Genomic DNA, 16051 nt, shown 5'->3' with positions numbered 1-16051 from the left:
CTGCCATGACCGACCTTCACCCCGTACGCCGTGCGCTGCTTTCCGTATCCGACAAGACCGGCCTGATCGAGCTGGGCCAGGCGCTGGCCGCGCGCGGTGTCGAGCTGCTCTCGACCGGCGGTTCCGCCAAGGCGCTGCGTGACGCAGGGCTCACCGTGAAGGATGTCTCCGACGTTACCGGTTTCCCGGAAATGATGGACGGCCGCGTCAAGACCCTGCACCCGATGGTGCATGGCGGCCTGCTGGCGCTGCGCGACAACGACACCCACGTCGCCGCGATGACCGAGCATGGCATCGGCGCCATCGACCTGCTGGTGGTGAACCTTTACCCGTTCGAGGCCACCGTGGCCAAGGGCGCGGACTATGATACCTGCATCGAGAACATCGACATCGGCGGCCCGGCGATGATCCGTGCGGCGGCCAAAAACCATGCCTTCGTAAACGTGGTTGTGGATGTCGAGGATTACGAAAAACTGCTGGGAGATATGGATCAGCACGACGGCGCAACCTGCCCGCGCTTCCGCCGCAAGCTGGCGCAAAAGGCCTATGCCCGCACCGCAGCCTATGACGCGGCAGTTTCCAACTGGCTGGCGGGCGAGCTGGACCTGCAAGCGCCCAAGCGCCGTGCCTTTGCCGGCGAGCTGAAGCAGACGCTGCGCTATGGCGAGAACAGCCACCAGACCGCGACCTTTTATACCGATGGCTCGAACCGTCCGGGCGTTGCAACTGCGGTGCAGCTGCAGGGCAAGGAACTGAGCTACAACAACATCAACGACACCGATGCAGCCTATGAGCTGGTGGCGGAGTTCGATCCGGCCGAAGGCCCCGCTGTTGCGATCATCAAGCACGCCAACCCTTGCGGCGTCGCCAAGGGCGCGACTCTGGCCGAAGCCTACCAGAAAGCCTTCGACTGCGACCGCACTTCGGCCTTCGGCGGTATCGTGGCGCTGAACCAGCCACTGGACGCGGAAACCGCCGCCAAGATCACCGAGATTTTCACCGAGGTGGTGATTGCTCCGGGTGCGTCTGATGAAGCCAAGGAAATCTTTGCCGCCAAGAAGAACCTGCGCCTGCTGCTGACCGACGGCCTGCCGGATCCGCGCAAGCCGATCGTGGCCTACAAGCAGGTGGCCGGCGGTATGCTGGTCCAGGACAAGGACGTGGGCTACGTCGGCATGGAGGACCTGAAGGTGGTGACCGAAAAGGCGCCGTCCGATGCCCAGATGCAAGACCTGCTGTTTGCCTGGAAGGTCGCCAAGCACGTGAAATCCAACGCCATCGTCTATGTGAAGGACAACGCCACCGTCGGCGTTGGCGCAGGGCAGATGAGCCGCTTGGACAGTGCCAACGTGGCGGCTGCCAAGGCAGGCCGCATGGCCGCCGAACTGGATTTGGAGGAAAGCCTTGCCAAGGGCTGCGCAGTGGCTTCCGATGCCTTCTTCCCCTTCGCGGACGGTCTGCTGGAAGCGGCCGCTGCAGGCGGCGCCTGCGTGATCCAGCCGGGCGGCTCGATGCGCGATGACGAGGTGATCAAGGCGGCCAACGAGAAAGGCCTCGCCATGGTCTTCACTGGCATGCGCCACTTCCGCCACTAAGCAGAGCGACTAAGTCATGGCAGCACGTTGGATGATTTGGGGCGCGGCCCTTTCCTTCCTGGCGGACCAGGCCAGCAAATACCTGGTGGTCCACTGGATGGGGCTGGACCAGCGCCACCGGATCGACGTGCTGCCGCCCGTCCTCAATTTCCGCTACGGCGAGAACACCGGCATCAACTTCGGCCTGTTCGGCGGCGGCGACGAGGCCGCCCGCTGGATCCTGATCGGATTGTCGGTGGTGATCTGCATTGCCCTGGCCGTTTGGATCCACCGGGGCCATGACAAATCAAGAGGTATGCAACTGTCAGCCGGGCTGGTGATCGGCGGGGCCCTTGGCAATGTCGCGGACCGGCTGCTCTACGGCTATGTACTGGATTTCCTCAACACGTCCTGCTGCGGAATCCAGAACCCGTTTGTGTTCAATGTCGCCGATATCTTCATCTTTGCCGGCGCAGCCGGGCTTATCTTCTTTGACGGGCGCCGTAAAAAGCCTGCGTAGACCTCGCCAGGCAATTGCGTTACAAGCGCTGGGAAACAGGCAGGAGTTTGGGGCAATGCGGATCCCGTTCGGAGTGATCGTTCTGGCTGGCGCGCTGGCAGTGTCCGGCTGTGCGCAAAAAGGGCTGCGCGTCCTGCAGAAGCCGGGGTCCGGTCCGGATGAGTTTCTGATCCTGCCCTCCAAACCGCTGAGCGCGCCTGAAAGCTATGCCTCGCTGCCGGCGCCGACCCCTGGCGGCAGCAACCTGACCGATCCAAACCCACAGGCTGATGCGGTAGCCGCACTGGGCGGTAAGCCGGGGGCGCTTGTGCCCGCTGCAGGCGTGCCGTCGGGCGATGCGGCGCTGGTCACCGCCTCCAGCCGTTATGGTGTCGAACCGGGCGTACGCGAGACGCTGGCCTCGGAGGACGCAAAGTTCCGCCACCGCAACCGCCATCTGGGCCGGATCAAGATCGTGCCGGTGGACCGCTACGAGCAGCTGTACCGCAAGCAGAGCATTGACCCGTTTGCCGTCAGCGAACAGTTCCGCAAGGCCGGCGCGGCCACCCCCTCTTCGCCGCCTGAAGAAGAGTCCTGAACGCTCACTTTTGTGCCAGCCGGTCTTGCATGACGCCAGCAGCGACGTAGGTTGACAGCAGTCTTTCTGCTGGCAATGGGCGGCGAATTGTGGCTGCATTGAACAAAATGAACAATAGAGCAGTAACCGCATCCTGCCGGGCAAGGGCTACGGTGCAGAAATTGGAGGATGCCAGATGATCCCAAGGATCACATTGGCCGCCGCAGCGCTGAGTGCCGCCTTGTCCGCCCCGGTACGGGCTGAGGATGAGGCAGTGACCGCGTTTACCCTGGACAATGGCATGGATGTGGTGGTGATCGAGGACCACCGCGCGCCCGTGGTGCAGCAAATGGTCTGGTACCGGGCCGGCTCCGCGGATGAGCCGCCGGGCCAGTCCGGGGTCGCTCATTTCCTGGAGCACCTGCTGTTCAAGGGCACCGACAAGCTGGCGCCGGGCGAGCTGTCCGCTACGGTTCGGGCCAACGGCGGCCAGGACAATGCCTTCACCAGCTATGACTACACCGCCTATTTCCAGCGTGTCGCCGCCGACCGGCTGGAGCTGATGATGCAGATGGAAAGCGACCGGATGACCAACCTCCGCCTCAGCGAGGAGGACATCGCCACCGAGCGTGAGGTCATTCTGGAAGAGCGCAACCAGCGCACCGACAACGATCCCGTGGCGCTGTTCCGCGAGCAGCTGCAGGCGGTGCAGTACCTTAATCACCGCTATGGCCAGCCGGTAATCGGCTGGCGGCATGAGATGGAAAGCCTGGACATGGAGGACGCGCTGTCCTTCTACCGCACCTATTACGCGCCCAATAACGCCATCCTGGTGGTGTCCGGAGATGTGCGGCCGGACGAAGTGAAGACGCTGGCGGAACAGTATTACGGCGTGATCCCGGCCAACCCGGACTTGCCGGAACGTTTCCGCAGCCAGGAACCGCCGCAAACCGCCGCCCGTCGTCTGACCTTCGAGGACCCGCGCGTGGCGCAGCCTTATGTGCAGCGCTCCTATCTGGCACCGGAGCGGGATAGCGGTGACCAGCAGAAAGCCGCGGCACTCTACCTGCTGGCGAAGCTTCTGGGCGGCGGAAACACCTCTTATCTGGCAAATGCACTGCAATTCGACCAGCAGGTCGCGGTCTACACGGGTGCCTTCTATTCCGGCGGCACATTGGATGATACCTCCTTCACCCTGCTCATTGTGCCCGCCGAGGGCACCGGGATGGAGGAAGCGGAGGCGGCGCTGGACGCCACCATTGCCCGTTTCCTTGAGGAAGGTGTGGACGAAGCCCAGCTGGAGCGGATCAAGCTGCAGCTGCGCGCCGCAGAGATTTATGACCGGGACAATGTGAACGGGATTGCCAACCGCTATGGCCAAGCGCTGAGCATCGGGCTGACGGTGCAGGATGTGCAGGACTGGTCGAAGATCCTGCAATCAGTCACCGCAGATGAAATCATCGCTGCTGCAAGTGAAGTCCTGCGGCCGGAAACATCGGTTACGGGCTGGATGACGCGCAGCCAAGAGGTGACCCAATGAACCTGCTGAAGTTTGTCACCGCTGCGCTGCTCGCCTGGTTCCTGGCGCTGCCTGCCTGGGCTGAAATCAAAATCCAGGAAGTCACCTCTCCCGGCGGCATCACCGCGTGGCTGGTGGAGGATCATGCGATTCCCTTCTCTGCGCTCGAATTGAGCTTCCGCGGCGGCACTTCACTGGATGCGCCGGGTAAGCGCGGTGCGGTCTATTTGATGACAGGATTGTTGGAGGAGGGCTCCGGCGATCTCCGTGCGCAAGACTATGCACGGGCCTTGGAATCCCTGGCGGCGGAGTTCAGCTACGACGCCGACAAGGACTCGGTGTCCATCTCTGCCCGCTTCCTGACAGAAAACCGCGAAGAAGCCGTGGATTTGCTGCGTCAGACACTGCTGCAGCCGCGATTCGACCAGGATGCGCTGGACCGGGTCCGGGCGCAGGTGCTGGCCGGTCTGCGGTCGGATGCCAAGAACCCGAATAATATTGCAGGCCTTGCGTTTGCCAAAATGGCTTATGGCGATCACCCCTATGGCAGCGACGGCAAAGGTACACTGGATTCTGTTGCCGCGCTTGGCCGCCAGGATATTTTTGATGCTTACGAGGCCGTTTTTGCCCGCGACAGGCTCTATGTCAGCGCCGTTGGCGACATAACTGCCGAAGAGCTTGGCGTGTTGCTGGACGATCTTCTGGGCGCGCTGCCGGAACAAGGCGCACCGATCCCCGGCCCGGCGCAGGTGAGCATCGAGGGCGGGGTGACCGTTGTCGATTTCGACACCCCGCAATCGGTGGCGCTGTTCGGCCAAAAGGGTATTGAGCGCGAGCACCCGGATTTCTTCACTGCTTATGTGATGAACCAGATCCTTGGCGGCGGCTCTTTCGAAACCCGGCTGATGACAGAAGTCAGGGAAAAACGCGGACTGACCTACGGGGTTTATTCCTATCTGGTCCCGCGGGATCTGGCCGCGGTCTACATGGGGTCCGTGGCCTCGGCCAACGGCAAGATGGCCGAGGCCGTGGAGGTTATCCGTGGCGAATGGCGCCGGATGGCAGAGGAAGGCGTGACGGAGCAAGAGCTTAAGGATGCCCAGACCTACCTGACCGGCGCCTACCCGCTGCGGTTTGACGGCAACAGCCGTATCGCCTCGATTCTGTCGGGAATGCAGATGGATGATCTGCCGATCAGCTATGTGGAAACCCGCAATGATCGCATCAACGCCGTCACGCTGGAAGATGTGAAGCGTTTTGCGGCGGAGTTCCTGGACCCCGACGGTCTGCATTTCACCATCGCGGGCCGCCCCGAGGGGCTGGAATCCACCAACTGACCCGGGACAGGCGCGGCTCAGCTCCGCGCCTGCACCCCCTGCACAGCACGCTGCCGCTTTCCCTTTCATTTTGCCTGAAACTCCTGTATGGGCGGGCCTGTCTGAGACGATGTGCCAAGGCCCCGGCACGCGAAAGCAAGATAGATGGGGCCGGCGGCAATGGGGCCGCCACGCAAACGGGAGACCCGGAGGGCCGGGAGTGCTCCCAATTAGGATACGCTAGATGTTTAACGTCACCAAAAAATCGATGCAGTGGGGCGAAGAGACGCTCACACTGGAAACCGGCAAGGTTGCCCGCCAGGCTGATGGCTCCGTGATTGCCACCCTGGGCGAAACCTCGGTCATGGCCAACGTGACCTTTGCCCGTCAGCAGAAGCCCGGCCAGGACTTCTTCCCGCTGACCGTGCACTATCAGGAAAAATACTATGCTGCGGGCAAGGTGCCCGGCGGCTTCTTCAAGCGCGAAGCGCGCCCGACCGAAAAAGAAACCCTCACCGCGCGTCTGATCGACCGTCCGATCCGCCCGCTGTTCGTCCCCGGCTTCAAGAACGAAGTGCTGGTGATGTGCACCGTGCTGAGCCACGACCTGGTCAACGACCCGGACATGGTTGCAATGATCGCTGCTTCGGCTGCACTGACCCTGTCGGGCGCGCCGTTCATGGGCCCGATTGCAGGCTGCCGCGTTGGTTTCGAGGATGGCGAGTACGTCCTGAACCCGACCGTCGACGACATGCAGGACCTGCGCCTGAACCCGGAACAGCGTCTGGACTTGGTTGTTGCCGGCACCAAAGACGCCGTGATGATGGTGGAATCGGAAGCCTACGAACTGTCCGAAGCAGAAATGCTGGGTGCGGTGAAATTTGCCCACGAGCAGATCCAGCCGGTGATCGACCTGATCATCTCACTGGCCGAAGAAGCCGCAAACGAGCCGTTCGACTTCACCCCGCCGGATTACTCCGAGCTGTATGAAGCCGTTAAGGCGGCTGGCGAAACCGAGATGCGCGCAGCCTTCGCGATCAGCGACAAGCAGGAGCGCACCGCCGCTGTTGCCGCCGCCCGTGAATCCATCAAGGGTGCTCTGACCGAAGAGCAGCTGGAAGACGCCAACCTGGGGTCCGCGCTGAAGAAGCTGGAAGCCAGCATCCTGCGCGGCGACGTTGTCAAAACCGGCAAGCGTATCGATGGCCGCAAGACCGACGAGATCCGCGATATTGTTGCTGAAACCGGTCTGCTGCCGCGTACCCACGGTTCGGCGCTGTTCACCCGCGGTGAGACCCAGGGCCTGGTCGTGACTACCCTGGGCACCGGCGACGACGAGCAGTTCATCGACGCGCTGCACGGCAACTTCAAATCGAACTTCCTGCTGCACTACAACTTCCCGCCGTACTCGGTTGGTGAAGTGGGCCGTGTCGGCTCCCCGGGCCGCCGCGAAATCGGCCACGGCAAGCTGGCGTGGCGTGCGCTGCAGGCTGTTCTGCCCGCGGCAACCGACTTCCCCTACACCATCCGCGTTGTTTCCGAGATCACCGAATCGAATGGTTCGTCCTCGATGGCATCTGTCTGCGGCGGCTCGCTGTCGATGATGGACGCAGGCGTTCCGCTGAAGGCACCGGTGGCTGGCGTCGCAATGGGCCTGATCCTGGAAGACGACGGTTCCTATGCGATCCTGTCCGACATTCTGGGTGACGAAGACCACCTTGGCGACATGGACTTCAAAGTGGCTGGTACCGAGAACGGCATCACCTCGCTGCAGATGGACATCAAGGTTGCCGGCATCACCCCGGAAATCATGGAGAAAGCCCTGGCCCAGGCCAAGGACGGCCGTCTGCACATTCTGGGTGAGATGGGCAAAGCCCTGACCGAAGCCTCTGAGTTCTCGGTCCACGCACCGCGCATCGAGACCATGCAGATCCCAACCGACAAGATCCGCGAAGTGATCGGTTCCGGCGGCAAGGTGATCCGCGAGATCGTCGAAGTGTCCGGCGCCAAGGTCGACATCAACGACGACGGCGTGATCAAGATCGCCAGCCCGAACGGCGAGGCCATCAAGAAGGCATATGACATGATCTATTCGATCGTGGCAGAGCCGGAAGAAGGCCAGATCTACACCGGCAAGGTCGTGAAGATCGTCGACTTCGGCGCCTTCGTGAACTTCTTCGGCAAGCGTGACGGCCTGGTGCACGTCTCCCAGATCGAGAACCGCCGCCTGAACCATCCGTCGGACGTTCTGAAGGAAGGCCAGGAAGTGAAGGTTAAGCTGCTGGGCTTCGACGACCGCGGCAAGGTCCGCCTGTCGATGAAGATCGTTGATCAGGAAACCGGCGAGGAAATCCAGCCGGAAAAGAAAGAAAAGGCAGAGCAGGACTAATCCCCTCCTCTGACCGGACATAAACAGCCCGGGGCACGCATAAGCCGTGCCCCGGGCTATTCAATTTCTGCCGGGACGCTTATGGACCAGCCTTTGAATTCCCGTATTTCCATCGTCACGGTCACCTATAATTCCTCGGTGATTGTTGAAAACCTGCTGCGCTCCATCCCGTCCGGGGTTTCCGTTATCCTGGTCGACAACGCGTCACGAGATGCCGATGCAACCCGGACCCTGGCCGAGGAACATGGCGCCCGCTTAATTGCCAACTCTGAAAACGCGGGTTTCGGCCGCGCGTGCAATCAGGGTGCGAAGCAAGCCGATACCGAGTTCTTGTTCTTTGTGAACCCGGATGCCGAGCTTTTCCCGGACACACTGGAGCACCTGCTGGCCGCCGCGGATACCCATCCGGAGGCCTCAGCCTTTAACACCCGTATCGTCAAAGGCGACGGGTCGCTGTTCTTCAAGCGCCGCAGCAAGCTGATTGCGAAATCGCTCTGGCTGGGCCGCGACGCTGCAAAACAGGATGGCGAGGTGCCGGTTTTGTCCGGGGGCGCGCTGCTGGCGCGCAGATCCGCCTTCGAACAGGTGGGCGGGTTTGATCCCAAGATTTTCCTGTTCCACGAGGACGACGACCTCAGCCTGCGCCTGAAGGCAGAGTGCGGCCCGCTGCGGTATGTCTATAGCGCGCAGGTCCGCCACCTCCTGGGTCATTCTACCGAGCGTTCCGCCAAAACTGCGGCGCTCAAGGCCTGGTATATGGGGCAGTCGCGGGTTTATGCCGCCCGCAAGCATGGCCAGCCCTTTGGCTTTATGCGCGCTCTGGGAGAGGCTGCACTGCAGCTGATCTCGCCGCTCAACCTCCTGTCGGCACGCAAACGGGCCAAGGCCTGGTATTACTTCCGTGCCATCCTCAGCAGCCGCGGAAAGCAGAGTGCCGACAGGCAGCCGCCCTGGGTATAAGACCTGGCCCGGAAGCGCCAGATCTTTGAAGACAAAAAGAGGCCAGAAAAGATGAAACTGCCCCCGCTTTGGAAGATCACCAGAGAGCTGAAGCGCCCGCTGGCGCAGCTGAAGCTCTTGCCCAGCCGGATCGGCACCTATGTCTTCGGAAATAAGTACTACGACTGGTTCCTGGCGAAAAACTCCCGCTGCACCGCGGGCAAGGCGGTGCCCAGCCCGCGGATTGCCGTCTATCTGATCTTTCCCAGCCAGGGTGTTCTGGCTTCGCACATTGAAGCCCTGCAGTACCTCATCTCCCGCGGATATGCGCCCTTGGTGGTGTCGAACCTGCCGCTGCCGGAAGCAGACCGGGCCCGGGTTCTGGATCTTTGCTGGCTGTGCCTGGAACGGTCCAACTACGGTTATGACTTTGGCGGCTACCGCGACGGCATCCTGCTGGCCAGGGACAAGGCGGCGCAGATCGACCGCTTGGTGCTGCTCAACGATTCCTCCTGGTTCCCGCTGCCGGGGGCGCAGGACTGGCTCGCCGAAGCAGAAAGGACCGGGCTGGATTTTACCGGGGCGGTGTCAAACTATGGCCATGCCCGGGTCGATCCCGAGGATTTCCGGAGCATCCGGTGGAGCTACACCACCTCGCACCGGAACTTCCATTATTGTTCCTTTGCGCTGATGATGTCGGGCCGGCTGATGGCAGACCCGAAGTTTATCAAGTTCTGGGAACGGTTCCCGCTGACCAGCGACAAGAAGGTGACGGTGCGCCGCGGCGAGATCGGCCTCAGCCAATGGATCACCTCCAGCGGTTACTCCCATGGGATGACAAATGACCCAAGCGACCTGGATCAACGGCTGGCAGAACTTTCGCACGAGGACATCAAGGCCGCGGTGCGGGGAGCGGTTTTTCTGGACCGCCCGCGTCTTGATGCGCTGCGGGAGCGGCTGCTGGCGGATGATGCATCCGCCGAGGACCTGACGGCTTTTCTGCTGACAGCAGTAGCGATTCAAGGCGCGAGCTACGTGCAGCCGGACCTGATGCGGCGGCTGTATGGCGCGGCCTTCCTGAAGAAGTCGCCATGCTGGCTGGACGAAAAAGGCTCGGAAACAACGATCCGGTTCGCCAGGACCCTGAGCGGTGATTTCGGTGCTGTCATTGCCAGGGAGGCCGAGACCCTTCGCCGGGATAAGGCACCGGGGTTTCCGGCAATCTGACCCCTGGTCCCTGATCCGGAGTGCGGCGGCTGCGCAGGTTTACCTGCACAGCCGTATTGATTTGCGGCGTTATTCCGGCGCCTTCACCTTGCGCAGGTAGGGGAAGATGGTCTCGAACTCGCCGAATTTCGCCTTGGCCTCTTCATTCGAAACGGTGGGCGGGATGATCACATCCTCGCCGGGCACCCAGTTCGCCGGGGTGGCGACGCCCTTGGCAGTCATCTGCAGCCCGTCCAGCGCCCGCAGGATCTCGGCAAAGTTGCGGCCCACGGTCATCGGATAGGTCATCGAGAGCTTCAGCTGCTTGTCCGGGCCGATGATGAAGACAGAACGCACCGTGGCGCTGTCGGCAGGCGTGCGGCCATCGGGTAGGTAGGCCTCAGCCGGCAGCATGTCGAACGCCTTGGACACTGCCAGGCCATCGTCTGCAATGATCGGGAAGCCCGGTGCGGCCTTGCCGTATTCCTCGATGTCCTTCTTCCACTTCTTGTGGTCCTCGACGCCATCGACCGAAACGCCGATCACTTTGGTGTTGCGTTTGGTCCATTCGTCGCCCAGCTGCGCAACAACCGAGAATTCTGTGGTGCAGACCGGGGTGAAATCCTTGGGGTGGGAGAACAGAATCGCCCAGCTGTCGCCGATCCAGTCATGGAAAGTAATGGTGCCTTGATCCGTTTCCGCGGTAAAATCGGGGACCGTGTCGTTAATGCGCAAACCCATGGCGGCGTCTCCTTGTCAGTTAAGTATTGAGTCGTCTTGGCTGATACTTAAGTACTCTAACGCAACGATAAAGCCGCCGTACAAGGAAACCGCAAAATATCACCTGTTCGCGGTGCCGTCGAATGCCGAAGCTGAGGATTGACAGGGTGTGCGATAATTTGATCAAATTATGCGCAAATCCCCTTGCCCACTCCAAAGCGCAGTGACAGAGTGGCCGCCAAACCGGCAAGCCGGGACCAGAAACACCTCTGAATTGGGAGTTCCCAGATGATCGAGAAACGCGACTTTTACATCAACGGCCAGTGGGTCGCCCCTTCTGCCGCCAACGATTTCGAGGTGATCAACCCCTCGACCGAAGAACCCTGCGCAGTGATCTCGCTGGGCTCTGAAGCCGACACCAACGCTGCCGTGGCGGCGGCCAAGGCGGCCCTGCCTGGCTGGATGGCCACCCCGGTGGCGGAGCGCATCGCATTGGTCGAGAAACTGATCGATGTGTATGAGGCCCGCGCCGAGGACCTGGCTCAGGCGATGTCGCTGGAAATGGGCGCGCCGATCGATATGTCGCGCACTTCGCAGGTGGGCGCCGGCAGCTGGCACCTGCGCAACTTCATCGCCGCGGCCAAGGAGTTTCCCTTTGACGCGCCGTTGAACGACCGCAGCCCCAACGACCGCATCATTCACGAGGCGGTGGGCGTCTGCGCCCTGATTACGCCCTGGAACTGGCCGATGAACCAGGTGACGCTGAAGGTCGGCGCTGCGGCGGTGGCCGGCTGCACCATGGTGCTGAAACCGTCCGAGCAGAGCCCGCTCAACGCGATGATCTTTGCCGAGCTGATGGACGAGGCCGGCTTCCCGGCAGGTGTCTTCAACCTGGTGAACGGTGACGGCCCGGGCGTCGGCTCGCAGCTGACCACCCATCCGGACGTGGACATGATCTCCTTCACCGGCTCCACCCGCGCGGGCATCGCGATCACCCAGGCTGCCGCGCCGACGCTGAAAAAAGTGGATCTGGAACTGGGCGGCAAAGGCGCCAACGTGATCTTTGAAGATGCCGATGAAAAAGCCGTGAAGCGCGGTGTGCTGCACATGATGCAGAACACCGGCCAGAGCTGCAACGCGCCCAGCCGGATGCTGGTGCAGAACAGCATCTATGACCGGGTGGTCGCCGAGGCGGCGGAAGTGGCCGCCAAGGTCGAGGTCGGCCCGGCAGACCAGCAGGGCCGCCATATCGGCCCGGTGGTGAACGAGATGCAGTGGAACAAGATCCAGGACCTGATCCAGAAAGGCATCGACGAAGGCGCCAAACTGGTGGCCGGCGGCACGGGCCGCCCGGACGGGCTGAACAAGGGCTACTACGTGAAGCCCACGGTCTTTGCCGATGTGAACAACCAGATGACCATCGCGCGCGAGGAGATCTTTGGCCCGGTGCTGTCGATCATCCCCTTCGAGTCCGAGGAAGAAGCCATCGAGATTGCCAACGACACGCCCTATGGCCTCACCAACTATGTGCAGACTCAGGACGGTGCCCGCGCCAACCGCATGGCCCGCGCGCTGCGCTCCGGCATGGTGGAAATGAATGGCAAGTCCCGCTCGGCAGGCTCGCCCTTCGGCGGCATGAAACAGTCCGGCAAGGGCCGCGAAGGCGGCAAATGGGGCATCGAGGACTTCCTGGAAGTGAAAGCCGTCGGCGGCTGGGCAGCCGAGTGAGCCCTTCGCTTTGGACGTAACGGAGAGCCGCCCCTCGGGGCGGCTTTCTTTTTTGCCCAGATGTGTTCAGGAGGGGTAGCGCTCCCGCGCCCTCAAGCCCCCCGGCTGCGCCGGGCTGCATTCGGACTTGGGTGTGGCCCGTGCTGCGCACGGGCAAGGGGTCATGAGATCAGAAAAAGGCTCTAAGCAGGCAGATTGCAGCGATTCCAGTACCCATCGTCAGCGGCAGGCTGCGGGTGATCAGCGCCACAATCAGCGCTGCAGTCCCAGCCGCCCATTCCTGAGGCCCGCCCTGCATCAGCAGATAGGTGACCAGCGACAGGATCAGACTGCCCGGCAGTGCCTGCAGCCCGCGCGCCCAGGGGCCGTGGTCCGGCAGCCGCCGGCCCAGCAGATAGCCCGAAAGCCGCACGGCAAAGGTTGCCGCTGCCAGGCCGAGGATCAGGGTCCAAGTCTCAGTCATTGCCCAGCACTCCGGCAATGGCTGCACCGGCCGCGCCGCCCAGGATCAGCGTCCAGGTGGGATCCAGCGGTGTCAGCAGGCCCGCCAGCAGCACGGTGGCGATGGACCCGCCCCACGGCAGTAGCATGGCCCTGCCGCTCCACAGGGAACGCAGGATGGCGATAAAGGCAGCGGTGAAGGCAAAATCCATGCCCAGGGCCTTGGGCTCCGGCACTGCCGTGGCGACGCTGGCCCCCGCCACAGTGGCCAGCACCCAGACTGCGACCAGCCCCAATCCGCCGCCCACCAGATACCAGTAGCCCGCGCGATGGCCGCGGGCGCGCATGGCGTGCATCAGCGCCCAGTTCTCATCCGTGGCCAGATGCACCCCCAGCAACACCTGCCACCAGGGCCGTCCGGCAAGCTCATCCCGCAGCGAGGCGGTGATCAGCAGGAGCCGCAGGTTCAGCGCAAGGCCCGCCAGCAGGGCGGCGCCTGCTCCTGCGCCCGTCACCAGCCGCTCGACGGCGATGATCTGCGAGGAGCCGGCAAAGACGATGGTGCCCATCACCCCGGTCTGCAGCCCGTCCATCTGCGCCTGCGCGGCAAGCAGGCCAAAGGCAAGTCCGTAGACTGCGACGCCCACCGCCAGCGGCAGAATGTCCCGCAACCCGTCCATCAGCTGGCTGCGGGCGCCGGGCAGGGCGGTGATCTGCTGAACGGCCATTGCTAGGCTCCTATGGTAACAGGTGTGATATTCATCTATACCGAACGTTAGTCTTCCATACCGAACGAACAGGATGTTCGTCAAGTCGAACGATTGGGTGAAATATTGAACGATTCCGCGCCTCACCAGATGATTGCCGCTGCCATCCAGCGCGAGCGCAGCCGCGCCGGGATGTCGCTCTCTGCCCTTGCGGCCAAAGCGGGAATTGCCAAGTCGACCCTGTCCCAGCTGGAGGCAGGCAATGGAAACCCCAGTGTGGAGACGCTTTGGGCCTTGGCGGCGGCGCTAGATATCCCGCTGAGCCTGCTGTTTGAAACCGAGGCGCCGGCCACCAGGCTGATCCGCGCAAGCGAGGGCGAGGTGCTGGCGTCGGAGCAGTCCGATTTCGCCGCGGTCCTGCTGTCGCGCAGCCCGCCAAACGTGCGCCGGGATATCTACCGGGTGGTGATGCAGCCCGGAGAGATCCGCCGCGCCCAGCCGCACCCGCGCGGCACGGTAGAGCATATGCTGGTCTGTTCCGGCCAGATGCAGGCCGGGCCGGAGGGGCAGGAGGAACAGCTGTGGCCCGGTGACTACTACACCTTTCCGGGAGACCATCCGCATACCTATGAGGCGCGGCGGAGCGGCACGATGTTCCTGATGGTGATGGAGGCGCCCTGACCGGCGCCCTCAGAAATCAGGCTTCACCCGGAACTTCAGCGACTCGCCGCTGTCGGGGTGCTTGATCCGCAACTCCTCGGAATGCAGCATCAGCCGCGGGTGCTCCAATGCCGCGCCGCTTGCATAAAGCGGGTCGCCCAGGATCGGGTGCCCCAGTGACAGCATATGCACCCGCAATTGGTGCGAACGCCCTGTCTTGGGGGTCAGCCGCACCCGTGTGGCATCGTCCTCATACTTCATTACCCGCCAGTCGGTGACAGCGGGCTTGCCGGTTTCATGGCAAACCATCTGTTTCGGGCGGTTCGGCCAGTCGACGATCAGCGGCAGGTCCACGGTGCCGCTGCGCGGCTCCAGCCGGCCCGCCACTCTCGCGACATAAGCCTTCTTCGCGCTGCGCTTCTCAAACTGCATCGACAGGTGGCGCTGCGCATGCGGAGTGAGGCCGAATACCATCACGCCGGAGGTATCACGGTCCAGCCGGTGCACCAGCAGCGCCTCGGGGAACACTGCCTGGATGCGGCTGATCAGGCAATCGGCCAGATGCTCCCCGCGCCCCGGCACTGACAACAGTCCGGCAGGCTTGTTCACCGCCAGCAGTTCGGCGTCATGGTGCAGGATCTCCAGCGGGTCCTGCGGCGGAGTGTATTCGCTTGATACGGCCATAGGCGCTTGCCTACTGCGGGATCAGGGCAAGGGCAAGCGGCGCCGCGCGGCTTTCCCGCAGGCGGCGCCTTTGTTAAATTGACACTGTCCCGGCGATCCGGTAACCGGCGCGCCTCACTGACACATGGGGACGATGCATGGCACGCAAACGCAAAGGGCGCGATATTTCCGGCTGGCTGGTGGTGGACAAGCCCGCAGGGCTGACCTCGACGGCGGTTGTGAACAAGGTGCGCTGGGCGCTGGAGGCCAAGAAGGCCGGCCATGCGGGCACCCTGGACCCCGAAGCAACCGGCGTTCTGGCGGTGGCGCTGGGCGAGGCGACCAAGACCGTTCCCTATATCACCGACGCATTGAAGGCCTATACCTTCACTGTGCGGCTGGGGCAGGCGACCAATACCGACGATGCCGAGGGCGAGGTGATTGCCGAAAGCACCGAACGCCCCACCGATGAACAGATCAAGGATGCGCTGCTGCCCTTCCTGGGTGAGATCATGCAGGTGCCCCCCAATTTCTCCGCCGTGAAGATCGACGGCCAGCGCGCCTATAAGCTGGCCCGCGATGGCGAGGATGTGGAGATCGAGGCCCGCCCGCTGTGGGTCGAGGAGCTGATCATGGTGGACCGCCCGGACGAAGACCACGTGGTGCTGGAGATGACCTGCGGCAAGGGCGGCTATGTGCGCTCGATCGCCCGTGACCTGGGCGCAGCGCTGGGCTGCCATGGGCATGTCAAGGAACTGCGCCGGATCTGGTCTGGTCCCTTTGATGCGGCTGAAGACGGGATTTCGCTGGAGGAGATCGACCGTCTGGCGCGCACGCCGGAGCTGGACGCCTACCTGCGCCCGCTGGAGGAAGGGCTGGCCGATTTGCCTGAGGTCAAATGCACCCCCGAAGGTGCAGTCCGGCTGCGCAACGGCAACCCGGGCATGGTAATGCCCAGCGATGAAGTTGAATACGGCGATGAGGCCTGGGCCTCGCTCGACGGCCAGGCGGTGGCGGTTGGCGTCTATAAATCGGGCGCCCTGCATCCCAGCCGGGTCTTCAATCAGGAAACAAGCGCCGGTTAACAAGGCGTAACTTTTTGGGTCAGCAGCT

Annotated in this window: 15 protein-coding genes; 11 read left to right on the top strand and 4 right to left on the bottom strand. The window is 62.8% G+C overall.

Annotated elements, in window-relative coordinates:
- The first annotated feature begins 5 nt into the window (after nucleotides 1-5).
- The 8 genes from purH to AC58NV_RS14105 all read left to right on the top strand — a co-directional run bounded on the left by purH (nucleotide 6) and on the right by AC58NV_RS14105 (nucleotide 10040).
- Nucleotides 6-1595, top strand: coding sequence for a bifunctional phosphoribosylaminoimidazolecarboxamide formyltransferase/IMP cyclohydrolase (gene purH, locus AC58NV_RS14140; RefSeq protein WP_497227703.1), 1590 nt, complete (start codon nucleotides 6-8; stop codon nucleotides 1593-1595).
- A gap of 16 nt (nucleotides 1596-1611) precedes the next feature.
- Entirely contained in the window at nucleotides 1612-2094 is a 483-nt protein-coding gene (lspA, locus tag AC58NV_RS14135) for a signal peptidase II (RefSeq protein ID WP_497227702.1), read from the top strand.
- A gap of 55 nt (nucleotides 2095-2149) precedes the next feature.
- Complete coding sequence (locus AC58NV_RS14130) at nucleotides 2150-2671, top strand: DUF3035 domain-containing protein (RefSeq protein ID WP_366660097.1); 522 nt, start codon at nucleotides 2150-2152, stop codon at nucleotides 2669-2671.
- Between the two features lie 175 nt (nucleotides 2672-2846).
- Entirely contained in the window at nucleotides 2847-4190 is a 1344-nt protein-coding gene (locus tag AC58NV_RS14125; RefSeq protein WP_497227701.1) for a M16 family metallopeptidase, read from the top strand.
- Complete coding sequence (locus tag AC58NV_RS14120; protein ID WP_497227700.1) at nucleotides 4187-5506, top strand: M16 family metallopeptidase; 1320 nt, start codon at nucleotides 4187-4189, stop codon at nucleotides 5504-5506. Before AC58NV_RS14125 ends, AC58NV_RS14120 begins: the two co-directional genes overlap by 4 nt.
- A 223-nt stretch (nucleotides 5507-5729) precedes the next feature.
- Entirely contained in the window at nucleotides 5730-7874 is a 2145-nt protein-coding gene (pnp, locus tag AC58NV_RS14115) for a polyribonucleotide nucleotidyltransferase (protein WP_497227699.1), read from the top strand.
- A gap of 81 nt (nucleotides 7875-7955) precedes the next feature.
- Nucleotides 7956-8834, top strand: coding sequence for a glycosyltransferase family 2 protein (locus AC58NV_RS14110; protein ID WP_497227698.1), 879 nt, complete (start codon nucleotides 7956-7958; stop codon nucleotides 8832-8834).
- 51 nt (nucleotides 8835-8885) lie between these two features.
- Complete coding sequence (locus AC58NV_RS14105) at nucleotides 8886-10040, top strand: rhamnan synthesis F family protein (protein WP_497227697.1); 1155 nt, start codon at nucleotides 8886-8888, stop codon at nucleotides 10038-10040.
- A 69-nt stretch (nucleotides 10041-10109) separates the two neighbouring features.
- Here AC58NV_RS14105 and AC58NV_RS14100 read toward each other — a convergent pair whose 3' ends face one another.
- Complete coding sequence (locus AC58NV_RS14100; RefSeq protein WP_174146847.1) at nucleotides 10110-10760, bottom strand: peroxiredoxin; 651 nt, start codon at nucleotides 10758-10760, stop codon at nucleotides 10110-10112.
- A 267-nt stretch (nucleotides 10761-11027) separates the two neighbouring features.
- On the opposite strand from AC58NV_RS14100, the gene AC58NV_RS14095 reads away from it, so the two are divergent.
- Nucleotides 11028-12467 carry an aldehyde dehydrogenase family protein gene (locus AC58NV_RS14095; RefSeq protein ID WP_497227696.1) on the top strand — a complete coding sequence of 480 codons (1440 nt, stop codon included), beginning with the start codon at nucleotides 11028-11030 and terminating at the stop codon, nucleotides 12465-12467.
- Between the two features lie 169 nt (nucleotides 12468-12636).
- On the opposite strand, the gene AC58NV_RS14090 is transcribed toward AC58NV_RS14095, so the two are convergent.
- Nucleotides 12637-12930: an AzlD family protein gene (locus AC58NV_RS14090; protein WP_497227695.1), complete on the bottom strand. Its 294-nt coding sequence runs from the start codon at nucleotides 12928-12930 to the stop codon at nucleotides 12637-12639.
- The gene (locus AC58NV_RS14085) at nucleotides 12923-13636 is read right to left on the bottom strand and encodes an AzlC family ABC transporter permease (RefSeq protein ID WP_497227694.1); all 714 of its coding nucleotides are present in this window, start codon (nucleotides 13634-13636) and stop codon (nucleotides 12923-12925) included. The genes AC58NV_RS14090 and AC58NV_RS14085 overlap by 8 nt, the downstream gene beginning before the upstream one ends.
- Nucleotides 13637-13741: 105 nt before the next feature.
- On the opposite strand from AC58NV_RS14085, the gene AC58NV_RS14080 reads away from it, so the two are divergent.
- A complete protein-coding gene (locus AC58NV_RS14080) occupies nucleotides 13742-14296 on the top strand; it encodes a helix-turn-helix domain-containing protein (RefSeq protein ID WP_497227693.1) in 555 nt (184 codons plus the stop codon).
- A 9-nt stretch (nucleotides 14297-14305) separates the two neighbouring features.
- On the opposite strand, the gene AC58NV_RS14075 is transcribed toward AC58NV_RS14080, so the two are convergent.
- Nucleotides 14306-14959 carry an RluA family pseudouridine synthase gene (locus tag AC58NV_RS14075; RefSeq protein WP_497227692.1) on the bottom strand — a complete coding sequence of 218 codons (654 nt, stop codon included), beginning with the start codon at nucleotides 14957-14959 and terminating at the stop codon, nucleotides 14306-14308.
- Nucleotides 14960-15096: 137 nt separating this feature from the next.
- Here AC58NV_RS14075 and truB point away from each other — a divergent pair, with 137 nt between their 5' ends.
- Complete coding sequence (gene truB / locus AC58NV_RS14070) at nucleotides 15097-16023, top strand: tRNA pseudouridine(55) synthase TruB (protein WP_497227691.1); 927 nt, start codon at nucleotides 15097-15099, stop codon at nucleotides 16021-16023.
- The last annotated feature ends 28 nt before the right edge of the window (nucleotides 16024-16051 follow it).

It is taken from the genome of Leisingera sp. ANG49 (assembly GCF_059694505.1).
Note: the sequence above shows the minus strand (reverse complement) of the source record. Positions and strands in the feature narration are given on the sequence as shown.

What these genes read in the sequence shown, in the direction of transcription:
- purH (WP_497227703.1), top strand. Translation starts at nt 6, where the DNA reads ATGACCGACCTTCACCCCGTACGCCGTGCGCTGCTTTCCGTATCCGAC.
- lspA (WP_497227702.1), top strand. Translation starts at nt 1,612, where the DNA reads ATGGCAGCACGTTGGATGATTTGGGGCGCGGCCCTTTCCTTCCTGGCG.
- AC58NV_RS14130 (WP_366660097.1), top strand. Translation starts at nt 2,150, where the DNA reads ATGCGGATCCCGTTCGGAGTGATCGTTCTGGCTGGCGCGCTGGCAGTG.
- AC58NV_RS14125 (WP_497227701.1), top strand. Translation starts at nt 2,847, where the DNA reads ATGATCCCAAGGATCACATTGGCCGCCGCAGCGCTGAGTGCCGCCTTG.
- AC58NV_RS14120 (WP_497227700.1), top strand. Translation starts at nt 4,187, where the DNA reads ATGAACCTGCTGAAGTTTGTCACCGCTGCGCTGCTCGCCTGGTTCCTG.
- pnp (WP_497227699.1), top strand. Translation starts at nt 5,730, where the DNA reads ATGTTTAACGTCACCAAAAAATCGATGCAGTGGGGCGAAGAGACGCTC.
- AC58NV_RS14110 (WP_497227698.1), top strand. Translation starts at nt 7,956, where the DNA reads ATGGACCAGCCTTTGAATTCCCGTATTTCCATCGTCACGGTCACCTAT.
- AC58NV_RS14105 (WP_497227697.1), top strand. Translation starts at nt 8,886, where the DNA reads ATGAAACTGCCCCCGCTTTGGAAGATCACCAGAGAGCTGAAGCGCCCG.
- AC58NV_RS14100 (WP_174146847.1), bottom strand. Translation starts at nt 10,760, where the DNA reads ATGGGTTTGCGCATTAACGACACGGTCCCCGATTTTACCGCGGAAACG.
- AC58NV_RS14095 (WP_497227696.1), top strand. Translation starts at nt 11,028, where the DNA reads ATGATCGAGAAACGCGACTTTTACATCAACGGCCAGTGGGTCGCCCCT.
- AC58NV_RS14090 (WP_497227695.1), bottom strand. Translation starts at nt 12,930, where the DNA reads ATGACTGAGACTTGGACCCTGATCCTCGGCCTGGCAGCGGCAACCTTT.
- AC58NV_RS14085 (WP_497227694.1), bottom strand. Translation starts at nt 13,636, where the DNA reads ATGGCCGTTCAGCAGATCACCGCCCTGCCCGGCGCCCGCAGCCAGCTG.
- AC58NV_RS14075 (WP_497227692.1), bottom strand. Translation starts at nt 14,959, where the DNA reads ATGGCCGTATCAAGCGAATACACTCCGCCGCAGGACCCGCTGGAGATC.
- truB (WP_497227691.1), top strand. Translation starts at nt 15,097, where the DNA reads ATGGCACGCAAACGCAAAGGGCGCGATATTTCCGGCTGGCTGGTGGTG.